Origin of the sequence: Bacteroides sp. BFG-606 (genome assembly GCF_024788145.1) — a bacterium.
GTDB classification, from domain to species: Bacteria; Bacteroidota; Bacteroidia; order Bacteroidales; family Bacteroidaceae; genus Bacteroides; species Bacteroides vicugnae.
This window is the reverse complement of sequence record NZ_JANUIL010000001.1, coordinates 2,858,248-2,884,183: the sequence shown is the minus strand read 5'-3', so window position 1 is coordinate 2,884,183 and position 25,936 is coordinate 2,858,248. Positions and strand designations below refer to the sequence as shown.

The 25,936-nt window shown below is 41.8% G+C and carries 21 protein-coding genes and 1 pseudogene; 16 read left to right on the top strand and 6 right to left on the bottom strand.

Annotated elements, in window-relative coordinates; translation table 11 throughout:
• The first annotated feature begins 74 nt into the window (after positions 1-74).
• The 13 genes from miaA to NXV01_RS10175 all read left to right on the top strand — a co-directional run bounded on the left by miaA (position 75) and on the right by NXV01_RS10175 (position 15,144).
• Entirely contained in the window at positions 75-995 is a 921-nt protein-coding gene (gene miaA / locus NXV01_RS10235; RefSeq protein ID WP_148364343.1) for a tRNA (adenosine(37)-N6)-dimethylallyltransferase MiaA, read from the top strand.
• A 58-nt stretch (positions 996-1,053) separates the two neighbouring features.
• Positions 1,054-1,980 (top strand): diacylglycerol kinase family protein, encoded by a 927-nt coding sequence (locus tag NXV01_RS10230; protein ID WP_004301802.1) that lies wholly within the window; start codon positions 1,054-1,056, stop codon positions 1,978-1,980.
• A 144-nt stretch (positions 1,981-2,124) separates the two neighbouring features.
• Positions 2,125-2,925, top strand: a complete 801-nt coding sequence (gene kdsA, locus NXV01_RS10225; protein WP_074558494.1) for a 3-deoxy-8-phosphooctulonate synthase — start codon at positions 2,125-2,127, stop codon at positions 2,923-2,925.
• An 81-nt stretch (positions 2,926-3,006) separates the two neighbouring features.
• Positions 3,007-5,844, top strand: coding sequence for a pitrilysin family protein (locus NXV01_RS10220; protein ID WP_259022304.1), 2,838 nt, complete (start codon positions 3,007-3,009; stop codon positions 5,842-5,844).
• Positions 5,845-5,867: 23 nt separating this feature from the next.
• Positions 5,868-7,361, top strand: a complete 1,494-nt coding sequence (locus NXV01_RS10215) for a DUF5687 family protein (RefSeq protein ID WP_074637929.1) — start codon at positions 5,868-5,870, stop codon at positions 7,359-7,361.
• Positions 7,362-7,399: 38 nt separating this feature from the next.
• Positions 7,400-8,107 (top strand): ABC transporter ATP-binding protein, encoded by a 708-nt coding sequence (locus NXV01_RS10210; RefSeq protein WP_259022302.1) that lies wholly within the window; start codon positions 7,400-7,402, stop codon positions 8,105-8,107.
• Between the two features lie 25 nt (positions 8,108-8,132).
• Positions 8,133-8,756, top strand: a complete 624-nt coding sequence (locus tag NXV01_RS10205; protein WP_081353369.1) for a C40 family peptidase — start codon at positions 8,133-8,135, stop codon at positions 8,754-8,756.
• Between the two features lie 26 nt (positions 8,757-8,782).
• Positions 8,783-9,667: a TraB/GumN family protein gene (locus NXV01_RS10200; RefSeq protein ID WP_259022301.1), complete on the top strand. Its 885-nt coding sequence runs from the start codon at positions 8,783-8,785 to the stop codon at positions 9,665-9,667.
• A 38-nt stretch (positions 9,668-9,705) separates the two neighbouring features.
• Positions 9,706-10,344, top strand: coding sequence for an HAD-IA family hydrolase (locus NXV01_RS10195; protein WP_259022300.1), 639 nt, complete (start codon positions 9,706-9,708; stop codon positions 10,342-10,344).
• 194 nt (positions 10,345-10,538) lie between these two features.
• Positions 10,539-10,856 carry a 50S ribosomal protein L21 gene (rplU, locus tag NXV01_RS10190; protein WP_004316691.1) on the top strand — a complete coding sequence of 106 codons (318 nt, stop codon included), beginning with the start codon at positions 10,539-10,541 and terminating at the stop codon, positions 10,854-10,856.
• 21 nt (positions 10,857-10,877) lie between these two features.
• Positions 10,878-11,141, top strand: a complete 264-nt coding sequence (gene rpmA / locus NXV01_RS10185; protein WP_004301792.1) for a 50S ribosomal protein L27 — start codon at positions 10,878-10,880, stop codon at positions 11,139-11,141.
• Between the two features lie 270 nt (positions 11,142-11,411).
• On the top strand, positions 11,412-12,686 hold the full coding sequence (gene serS, locus NXV01_RS10180) for a serine--tRNA ligase (protein ID WP_259022299.1): 1,275 nt from the start codon (positions 11,412-11,414) through the stop codon (positions 12,684-12,686).
• A 157-nt stretch (positions 12,687-12,843) separates the two neighbouring features.
• Complete coding sequence (locus NXV01_RS10175) at positions 12,844-15,144, top strand: bifunctional dihydroorotate dehydrogenase B NAD binding subunit/NADPH-dependent glutamate synthase (protein WP_148364340.1); 2,301 nt, start codon at positions 12,844-12,846, stop codon at positions 15,142-15,144.
• Positions 15,145-15,355: 211 nt separating this feature from the next.
• Here NXV01_RS10175 and panD read toward each other — a convergent pair whose 3' ends face one another.
• Together panD and panC are read right to left on the bottom strand one after the other, a co-directional pair.
• Complete coding sequence (panD, locus tag NXV01_RS10170; RefSeq protein WP_004301789.1) at positions 15,356-15,709, bottom strand: aspartate 1-decarboxylase; 354 nt, start codon at positions 15,707-15,709, stop codon at positions 15,356-15,358.
• Between the two features lie 18 nt (positions 15,710-15,727).
• On the bottom strand, positions 15,728-16,573 hold the full coding sequence (gene panC, locus NXV01_RS10165; RefSeq protein WP_074558481.1) for a pantoate--beta-alanine ligase: 846 nt from the start codon (positions 16,571-16,573) through the stop codon (positions 15,728-15,730).
• A 142-nt stretch (positions 16,574-16,715) separates the two neighbouring features.
• On the opposite strand from panC, the gene NXV01_RS10160 reads away from it, so the two are divergent.
• Together NXV01_RS10160 and NXV01_RS10155 are read left to right on the top strand one after the other, a co-directional pair.
• The gene (locus tag NXV01_RS10160) at positions 16,716-17,549 is read left to right on the top strand and encodes a glycogen/starch synthase (RefSeq protein WP_148364339.1); all 834 of its coding nucleotides are present in this window, start codon (positions 16,716-16,718) and stop codon (positions 17,547-17,549) included.
• 20 nt (positions 17,550-17,569) lie between these two features.
• The gene (locus tag NXV01_RS10155; RefSeq protein WP_259022298.1) at positions 17,570-19,255 is read left to right on the top strand and encodes a DUF4270 domain-containing protein; all 1,686 of its coding nucleotides are present in this window, start codon (positions 17,570-17,572) and stop codon (positions 19,253-19,255) included.
• Positions 19,256-19,553: 298 nt separating this feature from the next.
• Here the strand turns inward: NXV01_RS10155 and NXV01_RS10150 are convergent.
• The 3 genes and pseudogenes from NXV01_RS10150 to NXV01_RS10140 form a co-directional block, all read right to left on the bottom strand.
• Positions 19,554-21,007, bottom strand: a pseudogene (locus NXV01_RS10150) (glycoside hydrolase family 57 protein).
• A gap of 17 nt (positions 21,008-21,024) precedes the next feature.
• Positions 21,025-22,290, bottom strand: a complete 1,266-nt coding sequence (locus NXV01_RS10145) for a glycosyltransferase family 4 protein (RefSeq protein WP_164727216.1) — start codon at positions 22,288-22,290, stop codon at positions 21,025-21,027.
• A gap of 16 nt (positions 22,291-22,306) precedes the next feature.
• The gene (locus NXV01_RS10140; protein WP_148364336.1) at positions 22,307-24,244 is read right to left on the bottom strand and encodes a glycogen debranching enzyme N-terminal domain-containing protein; all 1,938 of its coding nucleotides are present in this window, start codon (positions 24,242-24,244) and stop codon (positions 22,307-22,309) included.
• A gap of 213 nt (positions 24,245-24,457) precedes the next feature.
• Between NXV01_RS10140 and NXV01_RS10135 the strand changes: the two genes are divergently transcribed.
• Positions 24,458-25,126, top strand: a complete 669-nt coding sequence (locus NXV01_RS10135) for a rhomboid family intramembrane serine protease (protein WP_148364335.1) — start codon at positions 24,458-24,460, stop codon at positions 25,124-25,126.
• 140 nt (positions 25,127-25,266) lie between these two features.
• On the opposite strand, the gene NXV01_RS10130 is transcribed toward NXV01_RS10135, so the two are convergent.
• Positions 25,267-25,866, bottom strand: coding sequence for a MarC family protein (locus NXV01_RS10130; protein ID WP_004301781.1), 600 nt, complete (start codon positions 25,864-25,866; stop codon positions 25,267-25,269).
• Positions 25,867-25,936: the final 70 nt, after the last annotated feature.

Here is a 25,936-nt window from a genome sequence, read left to right as displayed (position 1 = left end):
TTGATAAAAAAGCGATTGAATACCAAACAGGTTAAAAATATTTCGTAATTTTGCAGATATAAAAGAATGAAGCTATGCCGGACTATGATTTAATCGCCATACTCGGACCTACAGCCTCGGGTAAAACTCCCTTTGCCGCTGCCTTGGCCTATGAACTCAACACAGAAATTATCAGTGCCGATTCCCGTCAGATATATAGAGGAATGGATCTCGGTACAGGAAAAGATTTGGCCGACTATACCGTAAACGGACGTACAATCCCCTATCATCTGATTGACATTGCAGACCCCGGATACAAATACAATGTGTTTGAATATCAACGTGATTTCCTGAATTCTTACGAAAGCATCAAACAAAAAGGCTGTCTTCCCGTTTTATGTGGAGGGACAGGTATGTATCTGGAATCCGTGTTGAAAGGATATAAACTGATGCCCGTACCGGAAAATCCGGAATTACGCAACCGTTTGGCAAATCATTCGCTGGAAGAGTTGACGGAAATATTAAGTCAATACAAGGCTTTGCATAACTCCACCGACGTGGATACCGTGAAACGGGCGATACGTGCAATAGAAATTGAAGAGTATTATGCAGCCCATCCGGTTCCCGAAAGGGAATTTCCGGAACTGAACAGCCTCATCATCGGAGTGGATATTGACCGGGAACTGCGCCGTGAAAAGATCACCCGCCGATTAAAACAACGATTGGATGAAGGAATGGTGGACGAGGTAAGACGATTGATCGAACAGGGAATTGCACCGGACGATCTCATCTACTATGGACTGGAATACAAATACCTGACATTGTACGTCATAGGCAAACTGACTTATGAAGAAATGTTCAACGGTTTGGAGATAGCCATCCATCAGTTTGCCAAGCGACAAATGACCTGGTTCCGTGGCATGGAAAGAAGAGGATTTACGATCCATTGGATGAATGCAGAGTTACCAATGGAAGAAAAGATAGCTTTTGTAAAAGAGAAACTGCAAGGGAATTAGTATCTTTGGCAGTTATTATAGTGCGATTTTTAATACACAATAGGATAGATATACAAATATGAGTGTAGAACCGAAGAAATGGGGAGTGATTTACAACCCAAAAGCTGGTACCCGAAAGGTAAAGAAGCGCTGGAAAGAAATTAAGGAGTACATGGACAGTAAAGGTGTAGACTATGACTATGTACAATCCGAAGGTTTCGGTTCGGTAGAGCGTCTCGCTAAAATTTTGGCCAACAATGGTTATCGCACGATTGTCATTGTGGGAGGTGATGGGGCATTGAACGATGCCATCAATGGCATTATGCTATCCGATGCCGAAGACAAAGAGAACATCGCCCTCGGCATGATTCCGAACGGTATCGGAAATGACTTCGCCAAATATTGGGGACTTAGCACCGAATACAAGCCGGCTGTCGACTGTATCATCAATCATCGGTTGAAGAAAATAGACGTAGGCTACTGCAACTTCTACGACGGAAACGAACACCAGCGTCGCTATTTCCTCAATGCCGTTAATATCGGACTGGGAGCACGAATCGTCAAAATCACCGATCAGACCAAACGTTTCTGGGGTGTGAAGTTCCTTTCATACGTTGCCGCCCTGTTCTCCCTCATCTTCGAACGAAAACTCTACAGAATGCATCTCCGCATCAATGATGAACATATCCGCGGACGCATCATGACCGTATGCATAGGCAGTGCCTGGGGATGGGGACAAACTCCCAGTGCCGTTCCATACAACGGATGGCTGGATGTATCTGTAATCTACCGCCCGGAATTCCTGCAAATTATTTCCGGGCTATGGATGCTGATTCAAGGAAGAATCCTGAATCACAAAGTGGTGAAAAGCTACCGGACGAGAAAAGTAAAGGTACTCCGGGCACAGAATGCAGCGGTGGATTTGGACGGGCGTTTGTTGCCTAAACATTTTCCTTTAGAAGTAGGCGTGCTCCCGGAAAAGACAACGCTTATTATTCCAAATTAAATATAATTAGGCACGGATTACGCGGATTACACGGTTTTCTTAATATAACCGAATTGGCAAGAACAGTGTAATTTACAGTATCTGCAAGAACCGTGTAATCCGCGTAATCCGTGCCTGAAAATAAACTTATAATAGTAGTTAAGTATGATAGAACTTAAGAACAACCCCACCGGCAACTTTTTCCTGTTGGCCGGTCCGTGTGTGATAGAAGGTGAAGAAATGGCAATGCGCATTGCCGAACGAGTAGTAAAGATCACCGAAGCACTGCAAATTCCTTATGTATTCAAAGGTTCTTACCGCAAGGCAAACCGCTCACGTCTGGATTCGTTTACCGGCATTGGCGATGAGAAAGCACTCAAAGTATTGAGAAAAGTACATGAGACTTTCGGAGTCCCTACCGTAACCGATATCCATACCGCAGATGAAGCTGCAATGGCAGCCGAATACGTGGACATACTTCAAATCCCGGCTTTTCTTTGTCGCCAGACCGACTTGTTGGTTGCCGCAGCCAAAACCGGAAAAACGATTAACATCAAGAAAGGACAGTTCCTTTCACCGCTGGCAATGCAGTTTGCTGCCGACAAAGTGGTGGAAGCCGGAAACAAGAATGTGATGCTTACCGAACGCGGAACAACTTTCGGCTATCAGGATCTTGTTGTGGACTATCGTGGTATCCCCGAAATGCAAACATTCGGCTATCCGGTGATTCTGGATGTCACTCACTCCTTGCAGCAACCCAACCAGACCAGTGGGGTAACGGGAGGAATGCCGCAGTTGATAGAAACTGTCGCCAAAGCAGGTATCGCCGTAGGTGCCGACGGAATATTCATCGAAACGCATGAAAACCCTGCCGTGGCAAAAAGCGATGGTGCCAATATGCTAAAGTTAGACCTCCTGGAAGGACTGTTAACTAAGCTAGTCAAGATACGGGAAGCTATAAAATAACTCTTTTCCCTGTCTATTTGTGATTTACAACCAAACACAACGACAAATAACACAGAAATATTTATTTAAACTAAATAGAACATGAAACATTTATTACGTGGATTATTTATTGCAGTCCTTTTTATATGCTGCAATTTCCAGCTCGTACTTGCACAACCCATGCAAGAGTTACCTGTAGACAAGAATGTCCGCATCGGTAAACTAGACAACGGGCTTACCTATTACATTCGCCACAATGCCCTTCCCGAAAAACGAGTTGAATTCTACATCGCCCAGAAAGTAGGTTCTATTCTTGAGGAACCGCAACAACGTGGTCTGGCTCACTTTCTGGAGCACATGGCTTTTAATGGCACAAAGCACTTCCCGGGTGATGAAACCGGACTTGGCATCGTGCCCTGGTGCGAAACAAAAGGTATCAAATTCGGCACGAACCTGAATGCATATACCAGTGTCGACCAGACGGTGTACAACATCAGCAACGTACCGACTGAAAATATAAACGTGGTAGACTCTTGTCTGCTGATCCTTCATGACTGGTCGAATGCTATCAACCTTGCCGACAAGGAAATTGACAAAGAACGTGGTGTTATCCGCGAAGAATGGAGAAGCCGCAACAGTGGTATGCTTCGCATCATGACTGATGCACAGTCTACTCTATATCCGGATTCTAAATATTCAGACTGTATGCCTATCGGAAGCATTGATGTTATCAACAACTTCCCTTATCAGGATATCCGCGATTATTATGCGAAATGGTATCGTCCGGACTTGCAAGGAATCGTTATTGTAGGTGATATCAATGTAGATGAAATTGAAGCCAAACTGAAAAAGGTATTCGCAGATGTAAAAGCTCCGGTAAACCCGGCCGAACGTATCTACTATCCAGTGGCAGATAATCAGGAACCGCTTATCTATATCGGCACAGACAAGGAAGTGAAGAATCCTTATGTAAACATCTTCTTCAAACAAGACGCTACACCGGATTCTTTGAAAAACACCATTGCTTATTATGCTACCCAGTATATGGTCAGCATGGCTATGAATATGCTGAACAACCGTTTGAACGAACTCCGCCAAACTGCTAATCCTCCTTTCACTAGTGCAAGCGCAGAATATGGAAACTATTTCCTTGCCAAGACTAAAGAAGCACTCGCACTTGATGCAAGCAGCAAAATAGACGGCATCGATTTAGCAATGAAAACAGTTTTGGAAGAAGCTGAACGTGCACGCCGCTTCGGATTTACCGCATCAGAATATGAACGCGCACGCGCCAACTATCTACAAGCCGTAGAATCTGCTTACAACGAACGCGAAAAGACTAAAAGTAGTTCTTACGTCAACGAATACGTTAACAATTTCCTTGAAAAAGAACCGATTCCGGGAATCGAAGTTGAATATACACTGGTAAACAAACTGGCTCCGAATATCCCTGTAGAAGCTGTCAATCAGGTGATGCAACAACTAATCACTGACAACAATCAGGTGGTTTTACTGGCCGGTCCGGAAAAAGAAAGCGCTAAATATCCTACTAAAGAAGAAATTGCTGCTTTATTGAAACAAATGAAGTCATTCGATCTGAAACCTTATGAAGATAAAGTTTCTAACGAACCGCTGATCTCTGAAGATATTAAAGGTGGCAAGATTGTTTCTGAAAAAGCTGGTGATATTTATGGTACGACTAAGTTGGTGCTTTCCAACGGCGTAACTGTATATGTGAAGCCTACTGATTTCAAGGCTGACCAGATTGTAATGAAAGGTGTAAGCTTCGGTGGTACCAGCGTATTCCCGAACGAAGAAATTATCAATATCTCTCAATTAAACGGAGTAGCTCTGGTAGGTGGAATCGGTAATTTCAGCAAAGTGGATCTGGGTAAAGCTTTAGCCGGCAAACGTGCAAACGTAGGTGCGGGTATCGGCAACACTACGGAAACTGTTTCCGGTAGTTGTGCTCCGAAAGACTTTGAGACAATGATGCAGCTTACTTATCTGACTTTCACATCTCCGCGTAAGGATAATGAAGCATTCGAATCTTACAAGAACCGTTTGAAAGCCGAACTTCAAAATGCGGACGCTAATCCGATGACTGCTTTCAGTGACACAGTTACAAGTGTACTATACGGTCACCATCCGCGTGCCATCAGAATGAAGGAAAACATGGTAGACCAGATCGACTATGACCGTATTCTTGAAATGTACAAAGACCGCTACAAAGATGCTAGTGATTTTACTTTCTTCCTGGTAGGAAACGTAGACTTGGCTACAATGAAACCGTTAATCGCCAAATATCTGGGAGGTCTGCCATCTATCAACCGTAAAGAGACTTTCAAAGATAACAAGATGGATATCCGCAAGGGAGAGATCAAAAATGTATTTGCAAAGGCACAGGAAACTCCAATGGCTACCATCATGTTCCTTTATAGCGGCACTTGCAAATATGACTTGCGCAACAATGTCCTGCTTAGCTTCTTAGATCAGGCTCTGGATTTGGTTTACACTGCTGAAATCCGTGAAAAAGAAGGAGGTACATACGGTGTAAGCTGTAACGGAAGCCTTGGTAAATACCCGAAAGAGGAACTTGTTCTTCAGATTGTATTCCAAACTGACCCTGCCAAGAAAGATAAACTGTCTGCTGTTGTTGTAGAACAACTTCACAAAATGGCAAAAGAAGGTCCGTCTGCCGAGCACATGCAGAAGATCAAAGAATATATGCTGAAGAAGTATAAAGACGCCCAGAAAGAAAACGGCTACTGGCTTAATAATATGGACGAATACCTCTACACGGGTGTGGATAATACCAAAGACTATGAAAAGTTGGTCAACAGCATCACAGCGAAAGAAGTGCAAGACTTCCTCGCCAATTTGCTGAAACAGAACAACGAAATTCAAGTCATCATGACCGTGCCGGAAGAAAACAAATAAAAATTCTCTAGTATATCTACTGAATGATGATATTCAACGAATTACGCAAACATGGAAGGCTTGCCGCCAAACGGCATCCGATGTATGAAAAGAACAAAGTTGCTAAAATACTCGGTTATGTCATGGGCGCATTCTGGGCCGGTTACCTGATATTCTTCGGTACGACGTTCGCGTTCGGATTTTCTGATATGGTTCCCAACCGGGAACCATATCATGTGATGAACGCAGTGGTTCTGATCTTTATCCTGGCACTGGACTTTCTGTTGCGTGTTCCGTTTCAAAAAACACCGACACAGGAGGTAAAACCTTACCTCCTGCTGCCGGTTAAACGAATTCGTGTCATCGACTTTTTACTAATCCGCTCGGGACTAAGTCTGTTCAACCTGTTCTGGTTGTTTCTGTTTGTCCCTTTTTCCTTCATCACTATTACCAAGTTTTTCGGTATCTCCGGTGTCATCACCTATCTTATCGGTATCTTGCTATTGATTATTGCCAATAATTACTGGTACTTGCTTTGCCGCACTCTTATCAACGAACGTATTTGGTGGATTCTATTACCTATCGCTTTCTACGGTGGAATAGGCTGCCTTCTTTTCATTCCCGAAGATAGCCCCCTATTCTATTTCTTCATGGATCTGGGAGACGGATATATACAGGGCAACATTCTATATTTTCTCGGCACCATACTTGTGATTGCCATTTTATGGCTGGTTAACCGCAAGATCATGTCCGGACTTATCTATGCAGAGCTGGCAAAAGTAGAAGATAGTCAGATTAAGCATGTCTCCGAATATAAATTCTTCGAACGCTACGGGGAAGTTGGCGAATATATGAGATTGGAACTGAAAATGCTTTTACGTAACCGCCGCTGTAAAGGTGCATTACGCAATATCGCTATTGTAGTGGTGGCTTTCTCCGTTGCACTTAGCTTTTCCAGTGTCTACGACGGCAATTTCATGACTTCCTTCATCTGTGTATACAACTTTGCCGTATTCGGAATGATTATCCTTTCACAGATTATGTCCTTCGAAGGCAATTACATTGATGGCCTGATGTCTCGTAAAGAATCAATTATGAGTCTGCTGAAAGCCAAATATTACACATACAGTATTGGTGAAATCATACCTTTCATACTCATGATTCCCGCCATCATCATGAATAAACTCACTTTACTGGGCGCCTTCGCCTGGTTTTTCTATACCATCGGCTTTATTTATTTCTGTTTTTTCCAACTGGCTGTCTACAACAAACAGACGGTACCCTTAAACGAGAAAGTGGCAAGCCGGCAAACGAATAGCGCTATACAGATGGTGGTTAATTTCGCTGCTTTCGGTGTGCCTCTCATCTTATACAGTCTATTAAATGCATTTTTAGGTGAAACAATCACTTACATAATTCTGTTAGTTGTCGGTCTCGGATTTACCCTGACTTCTCCTTTATGGATTAAAAATGTATATCATCGTTTCATGAAACGGCGATACGAAAACATGGAAGGCTTCAGAGACAGCCGCCAATAAACGCTCATGAATCATTAACCATATAAACATTGAAGATCATGATTATCATTGACAAACTTAAAAAGAATTTCGGTGAGAAGATTGCCGTAGACATAGAACACTACGAAATCAATCAAGGCGATATGCTCGGATTGGTGGGAAACAACGGTGCCGGTAAAACAACTCTCTTCCGAATCATGCTGGATCTGCTAAAAGCAGACGATGGTAAGGTGATTATTAATGATATTGATGTCAGCCAAAGCGAAGACTGGAAAAGCATTACCGGTGCTTTCATTGACGATGGTTTTCTGATTGATTATCTCACTCCGGAAGAATATTTCTATTTCATCGGAAAGATGTACGGACTAAAGAAAGAAGAAGTGGACGAACGTCTGATTCCTTTCGAACGTTTTATGAGTGGAGAAGTGATCGGGCACAAGAAGCTAATCCGCAACTACTCCGCAGGTAATAAGCAAAAGATCGGAATTATTTCTGCCATGCTTCATTACCCGCAATTACTGATACTGGACGAACCGTTCAACTTCCTCGATCCAAGTTCTCAGTCTATCATCAAACATCTGCTCAAGAAATATAATGAGGAGCATCAAGCTACGGTTATTATATCCAGTCACAACCTCAATCATACCGTAGATATATGTCCGAGGATCGCTTTATTGGAACACGGTGTCATCATCCGGGATATTATCAACGAGGACAACTCCGCAGAGAAAGAACTGGAGGATTATTTTAATGTAGAAGAAGAGTAAACGGTAAATAGGGAATGATAAAATAATGAATGGTAAGTATTCATCCTTACCAAAATTATTGCATAAACTAATTATGATGAGATATATAACAGAAAAGTCTGATACCCATAAGTCTAGTATAAAGAAACCTGATAGAAAGAAAAGATACTTCCTGCAATTCGTCCTTTTATTAGGACTGGTTGCCAGCCTTAGTTCCTGCCGCACTTCCGCGCCCCGGCTGGATTATCAAGCATTGGCGCGGGCTTCTATATTGTTGGGGGTAGATATCAATATGGAGGATAACCATAAGCTCTATCTGGAAGCAGCCGACTGGATAGGGGTTCCCTATCGTGGTGGAGGTGATTCGAAACGAGGAGCCGACTGTTCGGGATTAGTTTATCAAGTGTACCGTAAGGTATACCGCACCCAAGTGCCGCGTAACACGGAAGATCTGAAAAAAGAAAGTAATAAAGTCGCCAAGCGGAATCTCCGGGAAGGAGACTTGGTATTCTTCACCAGCAGCCGTTCAAAAAATAAAGTAGCTCATGTAGGCATTTACCTCAAAAACGGAAAGTTTATCCATTCCAGCACCAGTAAAGGAGTGATCGTCAGCAACTTGAACGAGAACTATTATAGCAAACACTGGATAAGCGGCGGCAGGATACGTTAATTATCAACTTCTAATGATATAAAATTATGAAATCATTCATCGGAGCAGTTCTATTTATTTGCGTGGCATTCAGCGCCAATGCACAGCTTTTATGGAAAGTGTCCGGCAACGGACTGAACCAACCGTCCTACATCATAGGCACTCACCATCTGGCACCGTTCAGCATCATGGACAGCATTGCCGGACTTAAAAAGGCTATGAATGAAACCCAACAAGTATATGGAGAGATGAAAATGTCGGAAATGAAATCGCCCGCCACCATGGGAAAGATGCAAAAGGCAATGATGATTGAAAGTGATACCACGCTGAACTCTCTCCTTTCTCCGAAAGACTTTGAGACTGCTAATAAATTCTGCAAAGAAAACCTGATGGTAGATTTAAATATGGCTCCGAAGCTAAAGCCTGCCTTCTTATTAAATAATGTAGTGGTGATGGCTTACGTAAAACATATAGGGAAATTCAACCCGCAAGAGCAACTCGACACATTCTTTCAGAGCCAAGCCATCCAAAACGGAAAAAAGGTGGACGGACTGGAAACTGCAGAATTCCAATTCAACCTGCTTTTCAATGGCAGTTCACTACAACGGCAAGCACAACTATTGATGTGCACTCTTAACCATATAGAGACTGAAGTAGAAAACCTGAAAAGGCTCACAAACGCCTACATGAGCCAAGATCTGAACACTATGCTTAAAATCAGCGAAGAGCGTAAAGGCGATCAATGTGACGCACTTCCCGGCGAAGAAGATGCTATGATTTACAACCGTAATAAAGCATGGGCTGAAAAACTACCGGCAATCATGAAGGCTGCCCCGACTTTTGTCGCAGTAGGCGCCCTGCACCTCCCCGGAGAAAAAGGATTATTAAACTTACTAAAAAGACAAGGATACACAGTAGAAGCTGTGAAATAAGAAAAGTATTTAGTACTTTTGCGGAAAAGTTTTCCCCAATGAACTACAAAACCTATTTATTCGATTTCGACTACACACTAGCCGATTCGTCGCGTGGTATCGTTAAGTGTTTCAGAATTGTGCTTACCCGGCATCAGTATTTGACCGTTACTGATGAAGCTATCAAGCGTACAATCGGCAAAACATTAGAAGAATCATTCAGTATCCTTACCGGAATTACCGACCCGGCACAGCTGGAGGCCTTCCGGCAGGAGTACAGACTGGAAGCTGATGTACACATGAATGTAAATACCCGTCTTTTCCCCGACACATTGTCTACGCTGAAAGAATTGAAGAAACGGGGTGCCCGCGTCGGAATTATCTCTACCAAGTATCGTTTCCGGATATTGAGTTATCTGGAAGAATATCTGCCTAAGGATTTTCTTAATATAGTAGTGGGAGGAGAAGATGTAAAAGCACCGAAACCTTCGCCGGAAGGAGTTAAATTTGCATTAGAACATCTGGGAAGTAGCCCCGAAGAAACATTATATATTGGAGATAGCACCGTAGATGCCGAAACAGCGCAGAATGCAGGAGTCGATTTTGCAGGTGTGCTGAACGGAATGACAACAGCAGAAGAACTTCGTGTTTATCCACACAAAATCATTATGCAGAATTTAGGAGAATTAGTCCAATAGGCTACAATGAGAGCTAAAACGCTCATTTATTTGCCGTAATCATTTTATCTCCTATAAAAAATAAAAGAAATATTTGTCGGGAACGAATAAAAATAGTACTTTTGTGCCCGATTATTCCGCAACGGGTTCGATAAAGAGTTCTTTAAGTGATTAAAGACCACCCGCCGGAGCTAACTTATACATTTATATATAAGATGTACGCAATTGTAGAAATTAACGGTCAGCAATTTAAAGCAGAAGCTGGTCAAAAGTTGTTCGTTCACCACATCGAAGGTGCAGAAAACGGTTCAACAGTAGAATTTGAAAAAGTTCTTTTGGTAGACAAAGACGGAAATGTAACAGTAGGTGCTCCTACCGTAGAAGGCGCTAAAGTTGTTTGCCAGGTTGTTTCAAACTTGGTTAAAGGCGACAAAGTTCTTGTTTTCCACAAGAAAAGAAGAAAAGGACACAGAAAACTGAACGGTCACCGTCAACAGTTCACTGAATTAACAATTACAGAAGTAGTAGCTTAATCAATTAAAAAGTAAGAAGAAATGGCACATAAGAAAGGTGTCGGTAGTTCTAAGAACGGCCGCGAATCACAAAGTAAAAGATTAGGCGTTAAGATATTTGGTGGCGAAGCTTGCAAAGCAGGTAACATCATCGTTCGTCAAAGAGGTACTGAATTCCACCCGGGTGAAAACATCGGAATGGGTAAAGACCACACTCTTTTCGCTTTAGTAGATGGTACAGTTAGCTTCAAAGTAGGCAAAGAAGACAGAAGATATGTTTCTGTTGTTCCTGCTACTGAGGCATAATTGCACAACTGAAAATATTTAAGAGAAGGAGATGTAATCCAATGGATTACATCTCCTTTCTTTTTATACAACCAGAGTTTTATATATTACTCTAAAAGAGACATATATATCATTCACTGCATATATGTTTATTATACAGCTCAATACATGTATTATATATATATCATAGACATATCATATATATTATATATAACACATATATTTGCTTGATTATTCGTTTTTTCTTTATCTTTGTAGCCTTAAATAAGAAAGTTCATAAAAAGTATAGATATGCTTACCATTAAACAAATTACAGAAAACACAGAGGCGGTACTCCGCGGACTGGAAAAGAAGCATTTCAAAAATGCAAAGGAAACGATCGATCAAGTGATCGCTCTTAACGACAAGAGACGTAGCACACAAAATGAATTAGATAAGAATCTGGCAGAGGTTAACTCGCTTTCACGCACCATCGGTCAACTGATGAAAGAAGGCAAGAAAGAGGAAGCTGAAACCGCACGTGCCCGCGTTGCCGAACTAAAAGAAGGTAACAAAGTATTAGACGCCACCATGACACAGGCTGCAACAGATATGCAGAATGTACTTTATACCATTCCTAACATTCCTTACGACAGTGTGCCCGAAGGTGCAGGCGCTGAAGATAACGTAGTGGAAAAAATGGGAGGTATGGAAACTGAACTTCCTAAAGATGCACTTCCTCACTGGGAACTGGCTAAGAAATATGATTTAATAGACTTCGACCTGGGTGTAAAAATCACAGGTGCAGGTTTCCCTGTATATAAAGGTAAAGGCGCACAACTTCAACGCGCTCTTATCAACTTCTTCCTGGACGAGGCACGCAAATCCGGATATACTGAAATCATGCCACCGACAGTAGTTAACGCTGCTTCCGGTTATGGCACAGGACAGCTTCCTGACAAAGAAGGACAAATGTATCATTGCGAAGTAGATGATTTATATCTGATCCCGACAGCAGAAGTGCCTGTAACCAACATCTACCGTGATGTGATTTTGGAAGAAAAACAGTTGCCAATCATGAATTGCGCCTATACACAATGTTTCCGTCGTGAAGCTGGTTCCTATGGTAAAGATGTACGCGGACTGAATCGTCTGCACGAATTCTCCAAAGTAGAATTGGTTCGTATTGATAAACCGGAACACTCCAAACAATCTCATCAGGAAATGCTCGACCACGTAGAAGGTCTGTTGCAAAAACTGGAACTTCCGTATCGTATCCTCCGCCTCTGTGGTGGTGATATGAGCTTCACCGCTGCCCTTTGCTTCGACTTCGAAGTATATTCAGAGGCACAGAAACGTTGGTTGGAAGTAAGTTCCGTATCCAATTTCGATACCTACCAAGCCAATCGTCTGAAATGCCGTTACCGTAATGCAGAAAAGAAAACCGAGCTCTGCCATACATTAAACGGTTCAGCATTAGCATTGCCACGTATCGTTGCCGCCCTACTTGAAAACAACCAAACTCCGGAAGGTATCAGAATTCCGAAAGCATTGGTTCCATATTGCGGCTTTGACATGATAGACTAATATTTGACATGACAGACTAATAAAAGTACCGTATATAAAGAGCCACTCATCAAAAGAGTGGCTTTTCTTTTATATTTCGTAAATTAGCTGTATCTTTGCCAAAATTTATATCATTCTGATAGCAGTTACGTAATAAAAACAACAAATTAATTAGATAATGAACAAAATCATTAGCAAGGAACGCTTTTCTGAAAAAGTATTCAAATTTGAAATTGAAGCTCCTTTAATTGCTAAATCTCGTAAGGCCGGACACTTCGTCATCGTACGTGTAGGCGAAAAAGGAGAACGTATGCCATTGACTATCGCAGGTTCCGACCTGAAAAAGGGCACCATTACTCTGGTAGTACAGGAAGTCGGGCTTTCTTCTACCCGTCTCTGCGAGCTGAATGAAGGCGAATCTATTACTGACGTAGTAGGCCCACTCGGACAAGCTACCCATATAGAGAAATTCGGAACAGTAGTCTGCGCTGGTGGTGGTGTAGGTGTGGCTCCGATGCTTCCTATCGTACAGGCTTTGAAGGCTGCCGGCAACCGTGTTATCACCGTATTGGCTGGACGCAATAAAGACCTTATCATCTTGGAAAAAGAAATGCGTGAAAGCTCTGACGAAGTAATTATCATGACGGACGACGGTTCTTACGGTCGTAAAGGTCTGGTGACAGAAGGTGTAGAAGAAGTTATCAAACGTGAGAAAGTAGACAAATGTTTCGCTATCGGCCCTGCCATCATGATGAAATTTGTTTGCTTGCTGACTAAAAAATATGAAATTCCGACAGATGTTTCGCTAAATACGATCATGGTGGACGGAACTGGTATGTGCGGTGCTTGCCGTATCACTGTGGGAGGAAAAACAAAGTTCGTTTGTGTAGACGGTCCGGAATTCGACGGTCACCAGGTGAATTTCGACGAAATGCTGAAACGTATGGGTGCGTTCAAGAATATCGAACGCGAAGAAATGCATAAGCTGGAATCGGAATGTGAAGCAACCAAAGAAATCGATGAAAAAAGTCGTAATGCTGCTTGGAGGCAGGAGTTACGTAAATCCATGAAACCCAAAGAACGTACAGCCATTCCTCGTGTAGAGATGAATGAACTCGATGCTGAATACCGTTCACATAGCCGTAAAGAGGAAGTTAATCAAGGATTAACAGCAGAACAGGCTGTTACAGAAGCCAAACGTTGTCTCGATTGTGCTAATCCGGGATGTATGGAAGGCTGCCCGGTAGGCATTGATATTCCCCGCTTCATTAAGAATATCGAACGCGGCGAATTCCTCGAAGCTGCCAAAACATTGAAAGAAACAAGTGCGCTTCCGGCTGTTTGCGGTCGTGTGTGCCCGCAAGAGAAACAGTGCGAATCAAAATGTATTCATCTGAAAATGAATGAAAAGCCGGTAGCTATCGGTTATCTGGAACGTTTTGCAGCTGATTATGAACGCGAAAGCGGACAAATCTCCGTACCTGTCATTGCAGAAAAAAATGGTATCAAAATAGCAGTTATCGGTTCAGGACCTGCAGGATTGGCATTTGCCGGAGACATGGCTAAATATGGATATGATGTAACTGTATTCGAAGCGTTGCATGAAATTGGAGGTGTATTGAAATACGGTATTCCCGAATTCCGTTTGCCAAACAAGATTGTAGATGTAGAAATCGACAATCTTGGCAAGATGGGCGTAAACTTCATCAAAGACTGTATTGTAGGAAAGACTATCGGTGTAGAAGACTTGAAAGCGGAAGGTTTCAAAGGAATATTCGTGGCTTCCGGTGCCGGACTGCCAAACTTTATGAATATCCCGGGAGAGAACTCCATCAATATCATGTCTTCAAATGAATACCTCACCCGTGTCAATTTAATGGATGCCGCCAGCGAAGATTCGGACACTCCGGTAGCTTTCGGTAAGAATGTGGCAGTAATCGGTGGTGGTAACACAGCTATGGACTCTGTCCGTACAGCAAAACGTCTTGGCGCTGAACGTGCTATTATTATCTATCGTCGTTCGGAAGAAGAAATGCCGGCACGTATCGAAGAAGTAAAACATGCCAAAGAAGAAGGAGTTGAATTCCTCACTCTGCATAATCCTATCGAATATATTGCTGATGAACAAGGTTGCGTAAAACAGGTTATTCTGCAAAAGATGGAATTAGGAGAACCGGATGCTTCCGGACGTCGTAGCCCTATAGCTATCCCGGGAGCAACAGAAACAATCGATATAGACCTGGCCATTGTCAGCGTTGGGGTATCTCCTAACCCGATTGTTCCAAGCTCTATCAAAGGACTGGAATTAGGACGAAAAGGAACTATCGCAGTAAATGACAACATGGAATCTTCTATCCCGATGATTTACGCAGGTGGCGACATCGTTCGCGGCGGAGCTACTGTAATTCTGGCGATGGGTGATGGCCGTAAAGCTGCCGCTGCCATGAATGAGCAACTGAAAACAAACGCCGGCAACTAACTGCCGCTTATTAACACCCGGGCTAAACTTCCCTAACACGTGGGATAACTACATCTGACACGTGGGCGGAAGTTTATCGAGAGGTGGGCTAAAGCCAACTCATATGTGGGTAGAACACCGATCATCCCCGGCATAAAAAATAGAATAAGAAAAGCCCCGTTTACGAAATGTAAAACGGGGCTTTTCTTATTTCAAATATCAAAGATACTTTCTACTTTACCACTTTGTTCGTCGCAGGATCAGGGAAAATGACAGCCGGTTTAAACGACTTGGCTTCCTCAAAATCCATCAATGCATAAGACATGATTATCACAATATCATCCGGTTGCACCTTGCGGGCAGCAGCACCATTCAGACATATTTTGCCCGAACCGCGTTCACCTTTGATAATGTAGGTTTCAAAGCGTTCACCGTTGTTATTATCAGCAATATACACTTTCTCTCCCGGAATCATGTTTGCAGCATCCAGCAGGTCTTCATCAATCGTGATACTACCCATGTAGTTCAGATTTGCCTCTGTGACACGTGCACAATGAATTTTCGACTTCAACACTTCAATCATCATAAGGTTTCGTCTTTTTAGTTATTCTTTATATTTAATGTTATCAATCAGCCGGACTTCTCCACAGAACACTGTGATGCATCCCACCGCATAGGAAGTATCTTCCCAATTACTAATTTTCTGCAATGTGTTTCCGTCTACGATCTCAAAATACTCCATACGCAAACCCGGAGCAGCTTCAATCGCATCTTCAACCATCTTTTGCGTCTCGCTCACTGTATGAGTGGCTGCAAAGTTACGACTTTTAAATAAGGTGCGAGAAATATTTAAAGCATTTTCACGTTCTTCTGCAGATAAACGTTTGTTCCGGCTACTCAATGCCAGTCCGTCTTCCTCACGTACAATTGAACAACCTACAATTTCAAGATTATATTTCAATTGCCGAACCATTTCACGAATAATCGCTAACTGCTGGAAGTCTTTCTCTCCGAAATATGCCCGATCCGGCAGTACAGCATCAAACAGTTTGCTGACAATTTGGCAAACACCGTTAAAATGTCCCGGACGGAAAGCTCCTTCCATCACCGTATCCAATGGTGCATAGCTAAATTGACGAGTATCCGGTTCCGGATACATTTCGCTAACTGAAGGAACAAAAGCGAAATCCGCCCCGCATTCTTCCAACAAACGACAATCTGCATCCAATGTACGCGGATATTTCTCCAAGTCATTTTTATCGTTAAACTGTGTGGGATTCACAAAAACACTCACAACAGTTACACCATTCTCACTTACGCTGCGCTTTACCAGAGATGCATGTCCTGCATGTAAAGCACCCATTGTAGGAACCAGTCCCACCTTTTTACCTTGGGCTCTTAGGGCAGTCAATTCTGCCTGTAAGTCCTTGATAGTGTGCACTACTTTCATTTTCGTCAATTGGTTTATGTTTTACTCGTTTGCAAAAACTCTGCAAAATAAACTAATATTTGCCACATAAAGAAAGAATATCTTATTTAATGTGTCTTTTTTTTCGTATCTTTGCAGAATATTATAGTGAACTATTGTTATTATGACAAAGGCGAATAAAGTTTTATTTATTACTCAAGAGATTACACCTTACGTTTCAGAATCCGAAATGGCCAATATAGGTAGAAACCTTCCACAGGCGATACAAGAAAAAGGCCGTGAAATCAGAACCTTTATGCCTAAATGGGGAAATATCAATGAGCGCAGAAATCAACTGCACGAAGTGATCCGCCTCTCTGGTATGAACCTGATTATCGATGATACTGACCACCCCTTGATTATAAAAGTTGCTTCTATCCAATCCGCACGCATGCAGGTATATTTCATCGATAACGATGACTATTTCCAGAATCGGATGCAGACAACGGATGAAAATGGTATAGAATATGATGATAATGATAGCCGTGCCATTTTCTATGCACGCGGTGTATTGGAAACAGTGAAAAAGCTCCGCTGGTGTCCTGATGTCATTCACTGTCATGGCTGGATGACAGCTTTAGCTCCTCTTTATATTAAGAAAGCCTATAAAGACGAACCTTCTTTCCGCGACGCTAAAGTGGTATTCTCTGTTTATGAAGATGATTTCAAGAATACACTTAGCGACGATTTCGCAACAAAACTGATGCTGAAAGGTATTACCAAGAAAGATTTAGGTGATTTGAAGGAACCGGTAGACTACGCCGCTCTTTGCAAACTCGCTGTTGACTATTCGGACGGAGTAATACAAAACAGTGAAAAGGTAGACGAGTCTATTATTGAATATGCCCGCCAATCTGGCAAATTGGTACTTGACTACCAGAACCCGGAAAACTATGCGGATGCCTGCAACGAGTTCTACGATAAAGTATGGGAAGCCACTGCAAACGAAGAAGAATAAAAAATCAAGATACGACGATCATGAAAGCAAAATACGCCTTAATAGCTTTACTGGCAATCACCTTTTGGGGTTGTGATGACAACACTGCCGGACTGGGATTGGGAATGTTTCCGGGAAGCGACCAAAATATCAATGGAAAGCTATCTACATTTGATGTAACTACCGAATCCGTTCATGCCGGTAAGATATATGCAATGACCAATGTGGGGTATGTAGGAAAGTTCACTGATGAAACATTCGGAACTTATCAGGCAGGTTTCTTGGCGCAACTTAACTGTCCCGAAGGAATGACTTTCCCCGCAGCTTTTTCTGGAACCACTGAAAGTGGTACTGGAAAGATGATGACAAATTTCGAGAATGTGGCAGAAGGTGTATCTGGTAACTACACCATCATTAAAGATGATAATGGAAATCCTATTGGTAATTGCCAAATCAATATTTATCTTTGGTATGACAGTTATTTTGGAGATTCATTAACAGCTTGCCGACTAAGTATGTATGTATTAGATAAGAAAAAAGGAAACAAATATTGGTACGAAGATCCAGATGCTTATTATACCAATATCAACCCTACAGAATATTATGATAATACGACAAGTTTATTAGGGAGTAAATCTTATACAGCAGTTGATTTATCTATTAGTGATTCTATACGTAATCTTTCAACATATACTCCTTATATTAAAATTACATTGGATCAGACTAGAACACAGGATTTGGGACTGAAACTTTTAGAAGGAGGACGTACAGAAGATCTATATAAGAAATTTCAAAGTATATTTCCCGGAGTGTATGTAAAAAGCGACTATGGAGACGGTACTATCCTCTACACTAGTTCCATGCAAATGGATGTAGCATTTTTGGAGCATGCAAGAGATAGCATAACAGGTGGTCTACTACACACATCTGCCGGAAAAGACTCTGTTATATACAGCGGACGTTCATTCACATCTACCCGCGAAGTTATTCAAGCCAACCGATTGGAGAATGATACAGAAAAAATTCAGGAATGTATAAATGAGCCTAAATGGACTTACTTAAAAAGCCCGGCTGGCATCTTTACACAGTTAACTCTTCCTGTTAGCCAAATAGCAGAAAAGCTCCAAGGAGACACTTTAAATGCGGTTAAATTAGGAATTCCTATCTATAATGAAACCAGTGACAAGAAGTTTGGCATGTCTACTCCTAAGAATGTTCTATTAATACGTAAAAAATATAAAGATAGTTTCTTTAAAGATAATCAACTTAGTGATGGTATAACTTCATCTCTATTTAATCCTACTACTAGCTTTACTCAATATACATTCAACAACATTACTCAAATGATTAATGATTGTTTAGCAGATGGAGAACGAGAAGAAGCAGAAAAGAAACTCAAGAGTGGGACGATAACTCTCCAAATAACTAACTCCGAAGGTGAAACAGACACTCAAGAGGTTAATACTATTGAAGAATGGGAAAAATATAGTGATTGGAACAAATTCATACTTATTCCAGTACTTGTAACCACAGATGCTTCCTCAAGTAATAGCTATTATGGTTCTTCGAGCAATGTTATTAGCATACAACATGACCTGAAACCTGGCTATGCGCGCTTAAAGGGAGGTACAAATGCCACAAATACTTCTTTACCTAAAGAAGAACAAGATAAATACAAATTGAAACTTGAAGTTGTTTCTACAAACTTTGGAACAAAATCAAAATAAGAAATAGTTGAAATCTTATAAAACAACAGCGCAGGTTACATTGAGTAATCTGCGCTGTTGTTTTATAAGATATTTATAGAAAAGTCAGATAGAATAATTTCATAATAATAACGGTATATGCTTGGGGTATTAACGGTATCGTTATCAAATAGCGTTACTATTTTATCGGATGGTGTTACTATCTTGCAGAAGAATATCTGCCAACAAAGGTTTCGACTTAATCCACACAAAAAACCGTGAGTTTGATTTTATCTCACTCACGGTCCCAATATAATAAACATAATAATTTCTTATTCTTCTACTTAGCAGCAGCCTTTTTAGCTTTACCTGTAGCCTTCTTCGGCTCCGCAACTGCTTTCTTAGCTTCAGCTTTCTTTGCAGCAGGCTTTGATTTAGCAACAGCTTTCTCTTTTACTGCCGGTTCTTTAGCATCAGCAGCCTTTTTGACTGTCGTTTTCTTTGCCGCTTCTGCTTTTGCCTGCCATTTAGCCACTTCTTTTTCCAACTCGGTAATCTCATCTCCCTGGTTCTTAATTGTAGTCAACAAAGAATTTAATTCTTCACTGTCTACATCAGCAGGATATAGTGCATCTACCCGTTTGATAAAGTCACCCAGAATATTCATATAGTTGGTGAAAGCATCATAAGGAGAATCATAGATCCCACGATTCAGCCACATACCATTATTCTTCGTTGTCATGAAACGGAAGTTATTACTAGCCTGCAAATAATCCCAATCCTGTTTGATACGACGGTCGTCACACAAATGCACACGTTCAGCTACACTATACAATTTATTGAAAGCCTCGCGTTGCATAACATTACCTAGCCAACAACTAGTATCTCTTTCTTCATCTACCCATGACATCGGATATGCAACATCAAGCTGTGACACTGATTTCAACTTCGTTACAATTTCTGTCGGTGTAGAGAAAGTGATTCCCTTAGCCTTTGCGCATTCCGGCAACGCTTTCAAGAATTCAAGAATATTAGAAGATAACGGTTGAGCCATACCAAGTGCGCTCAATTCCATGAAGATATTAATTACTTGTTCTTCTTGCGGTAATGCATCGATCCAATTAATATATTTATCAGCGAACAAAGGATATTCCGCCCAATCCGAATTGGAAAAACGCAAGCTGATATCGTCAGAAAGTTTGAAATCTCTCAACAAAAGCTTAAGACTGGGAGCTTGATTACAGTGATAGACATAATGCGGACTCTTCCATCCCAACACATGTTTAGCACCTTCCGTTAACATCCCCTTAAAACCCATAGAAGCTACCAAGCCACCAATTTCATCAGAATAAATCAGACTAGAATTGCGGAACACTTTCGGTTCTTTACCAAACATCTGTTTCATCTTATCACGTTGACGAAGCACTTCTTCGCGGAAGCAATCCTCGTTGGCAAGTGAAGACAAACCATGTGAATAAGGTTCACACAAGAACTCACAACATCCTGTTTCATTCAACTGATGCAATAAATCAATGACTGCCGGAGCATGAATTTCCAATTGTTCCAAGGCTACCCCCGAGATAGAAAGCGCTACTTTAAAGCCTCCCCCGAGTTCTTCACCATCTCAATTAAAGTATTGAGAGCAGGAATATATGAACGTTCAGCGACCTCATTCATACCCGTTTCATTCGCATAATCATCGTAATAATAATGATCATTACCAATATCGAAGAAACGATAGCGTTTCAAATGGATAATTTGATGTATTTCAAAATAAAGACAGATAGTTCTCATTTTTATTTATTGTTTTGTTATTTACCATAGTTTCTTAACACAGCATCATAGAGAGCACGGATTCTCAAGCCGACTTTTTCCCAAGTAATCCCATCTACTTCTTTCTTACCTTCTTCCTTGAGGTATTCGAAAAGAGACGGATTAGTACAAAGAGAGTGGATAGCGTCAGCCATTGCATGAATATCCCAGTAGTCAGTTTTTATCACCTTATCAAGAATCTCGCCACACCCTGACTGCTTAGAAATGATGGAAGGCGTTCCACACTGCATCGCCTCCAATGGAGCAATACCGAAAGGTTCAGAGACAGACGGCATGACAAACACATCACTGTTCTTATAAACTTCATATACCTGCTTACCTTTCATAAAACCAGGGAAATGAAACCGGTCAGCAATACCACGCTCGGCCACCAGATTGATCATGGCATTCAACATATCACCCGAGCCAGCCATAACGAAACGAATATTACGAGTACGACGCAACACAAGAGCAGCAGCTTCTACAAAATATTCCGGCCCTTTCTGCATCGTAATACGTCCGAGGAAAGTGACCACCTTTTCTTTTGAATGATCGGGACGTGGAATGTCCAGCAGCTCCTGCGACAATGGATAAACAGCATTATGCACTGCAAATACTTTTCTAGGGTCCTGATGATACTCGTTAATAACAGTGCGGCGAGTCAACTCGGACACGCACATGATACAATCGGCATGATCCATACCATTCTTCTCAATCGAATAAACAGTAGGATTGACTTTGCCACGAGAACGGTCAAAATCAGTGGCATGCACATGGATACAAAGCGGCTTTCCACTTACCATCTTGGCATGTACACCGGCAGGGTAAGTGAGCCAGTCGTGAGCATGAATAATATCAAACTCCTGCTGACGGGCTACTACTCCGGCAATGATCGAGAAATTATTAATTTCTTCGTGCAAGTTCCCAGGATAGCCACCTGCAAATTCCATACATCCCAAATCATTCACATGCATATAAGAAAAATCGGCATAGATATGATCACGGAAAGAATAATACTCCTCCGGTGTCATTTCCAACAAACGGGACTTCAAGTAATCGTAGTGGACATCACGCCATACGATGGGTACTTGATTCATACCGATTATTTTCAAGAACTTTTCTTCTTCGCCGCTAGGCTTAGGCATACAGAAAATCGTCTCCATATCACCTTGCAGACTCAATCCTTTAGTTATTCCATAAGAAGCAACCGCAAGACCACCATATATTTTGGGAGGGAATTCCCATCCAAACATTAAAACTTTCATCTTCGTTCCTCCTTTTTTAATAATACTTAGACAGTAGCTTTAAGACACGCAGTATTTCTGCTACATTCATCGCGAACGACACCGCGCCACGTCCTTTGAAAGGCGGGTTCCCATCGAACAACTCGGGAATAGAACCAACACAATGGCTTGTCATCTCGTCATCATAACTAATAAGCTGGCGTTCAACAAATGACAATCCGCTCATCTTATAAATTCGAAGATAAGCTTCCAGATAGAATCCCATCAACCAAGGCCAAGCAGTTCCCTGATGATAAGCATAATCCCGTTGTATCTGCGGACCCACATAGTTAGGATTATATCCACCACTCTTCGGACTCAATGAACGAATTCCTTTCGGAGTGAGCAGCTCTTTGGTCACAATATCAAGCACCTGTTTCTTTTGTGCACGATCCAAAGGAGAATAATCAAACGCTACGGCAAATATCATGTTAGGACGTACACTCCAATCCATCATATTACCGTCAACATAATCAAGCAGATAACCATATTCGTTACGGAATACCTCGACAAAAGACTTTCCGGTTACTTCCGCCTGCGCATCGAGTTCATCCGCCAAGTATACGTCTCCCCCTTCGCGCACCAAATCAGCGATGAAACGCAACGCATTATACCACAACGCATTAAATTCAACAATATATCCTGTACGAGGAATCACCGGATGTCCGTTCACAGTAGAGTTCATCCATGTAATCGCCTTATCCGTACCGTTAGCAAAAAGTAATCCATTGTCATGCAAAAAGAGATTCTCATGTTTCCGCTGACGGATAAACTCCATCATATCTTTCAGGAGTTCTCCATATTTCTGACGACATTGCTCACGGGAAGTCTCTTTTGCATATTGCTGCAAAGCCCAGACAGCCCAAAGCAAAACGTCCGGATGCTCCATTTCATAAATCTTGTATCCGACAGGTTCTTCATTAATAAAGTTGCGAATCGCTTTTTCCGCCGTTTTCATCACATCCTCAAACTGGTCGACCTCATCGAGCGCAAGCGTCAGCCCCGGCAGTGCAATGAACATATCACGCGCACGACACTTAAACCACGGATAACCGGCAAGAATATAATGTTCGTCTTCCTGTTGGTTATGGAACTGATGAGCGGAATTCTTCAGGCAGTGATAAAAGCTATCACGCGGGGTACGATCAGCCACTTCAGCCTCAAATGTCTGTTTCAATCTACGGGGAGTCACTTCTGAAGTTCCGGCAGAGAATACGATACTCTCCCCTTTCTTTATATCCACCTCAAAATAACCGGGAACATAAAGGTCTTCATTGAAGTCATACCCTCGTTCTTGCTCTTTCGGGTATTCAATCCCCCGATACCAGTCAGGCATGAAATGGAACTCACACTTTTTATTCAACTGCATATAAAGTTCCGGATAGCCGGGATACATACAGGTTTTAATACCATTTTCCACAAGTTGATACTCGCGGCTTGCCTGCCCATTTTCATGTGTGTACTCGCGTACACTCCTGAAAGCGAGGAACGGGCGAAAGCGCAAGGTTGTGGCCGAATGCGCATCAAGTAACGTATAACGAATCAGGATTCTATTTTCATGATGTACAAAGATTTTTTCTTTGCGGAGGATAACACCTCCGACACGGTAAGTTGTTGCCGGGATATGCTCACAGTCAAACTCACGGATATACTTGTGTCCGTTAGGACTAAAGTTGTTTCCTTGATATTTGTGCAACCCCAAGTTAAACTCCGCACCGTGTTGAATTACCGTTTCATCAAGAGAAGATAGCAGCACATGATTTTCATCGTCGAGATTGGGAACTGGAATCACCAACAGGCCGTGATATTTGCGTGTGTTACAATCAACAATCGTCGTACAATGATAAGCTCCTGCTTTGTTCGTCCGGAGGATTTCTCTTTGAAGAGATTCTTCCAGATTCGTCATGAGGGTCTTGTCAAATCGTAAATAACTCATAGTTGTGCATTATTAAAGGTTAATTATTGGTCATTATATCGTATATCTATTTATTGTTACATACCGTATATATTGGCTGTAGCATCATATACAACGGGTATAACGCCCAAATGTACAAATTATAGATAAAAACAAAAATAAAAAGGCTTTTTATTTTCAGATTTTGTGCAAATATTCGTAGTATTGCGTAAAATATCTAAAGAAAAGAATGTCATGAAGCAAGATATTCAGCGTATCATGCTGGCTGCAGCAAAGCCTTTGTTCCTTATTTTTATCCTCTATTTACTCAAGATTATGGAAGTCGGAATGGACTGGGACTTCTCTCGCTTGGGGGTATATCCTATGGAGAAACGGGGACTGGTAGGTATTTTAACTCACCCGCTGATACACAGCGGATTCAGTCATTTACTGGCAAACACAATCCCTTTATTTTTCTTGTCATGGTGTCTTTTTTACTTTTACCGGGGGATAGCAAATAAAATTTTCATCCTAATCTGGCTAGGAGGCGGACTACTAACTTTCCTGATCGGAAAACCGGGATGGCACATCGGTGCCAGCGGATTGATTTACGGACTTGCCTTCTTTCTCTTTTTCAGTGGTATTCTCCGCAAATATGTTCCACTCATTGCCATTTCTCTACTCGTCACCTTTTTGTATGGAGGAATTATATGGCATATGTTTCCTTATTTCTCCCCCACCAATATGTCGTGGGAAGGTCATCTCAGCGGTGGAGTTATAGGAACATTCTGTGCTTTCGTTTTCGTCAATCACGGTCCACAACGACCGGAACCTTTTGCAGACGAAGCGGAAGAAGAAGAGAATATAGAAGAAGTAACGACAGCAACGGCAGAAGAGGAAAAAGAAGAGAAAGAACCATTATAAATGCCACCTCATGCCACCGTACTGTCACAACTGTGCCATCGTATTGGCACAATTATGACATAGGCGTGGCACAACTGTGCCACCATGGTGGCACAGTTAATATAATAGCTTTCCAGTTCAATAAGATAATCTGAATTCAATCAAGACCGATGCAACGCCTCAATCAATAACGTTATATTTGCCGTAAACAATCTTACAGATATAGCCAATAAGATGATGCCGAAGAACTTACGAATAATATAAATACCTCCTTTTCCCAGGAAACGTTCTACACGACCGGTCATACTCACTACAAAGTAAACCCAGATCATGTTCAAGACTAAAGCTATAATAATATTAACACTGGCATATTCCGCCCGGAGAGAAAGCAAAGTGGTGAAAGCTCCGGCACCTGCCAACAGAGGAAAGACGAGCGGTACCAAAGTTGCTTCTTTGATAGGACCTTGGTTCTTGAAAATCTCAATATCCAGAATCATCTCCAAAGACATGAGGAAAATGACAAATGCGCCGGCTACTGCAAACGACTCAATATCTACATGGAAGAGTTTCAGCATCATATCTCCCGCATAGAAAAATCCGATCAGCAAAGCAAAAGAGATGACAGTAGCTTTCATTGCATTCACATCTTTCCCTTTTTCTTTCAGGTTAATTATAATAGGTATAGAGCCGATAATGTCTATCACGGCAAAAAGTACGATAAACGCACTGATCATCTGTTGCCAATTGAAGCCTGCGAACATAATTTCCTCCTTTTTTTATGCAAATATACTCTATTTTTATGCATTCAAACAATAAAAAAAACAAAAAGAA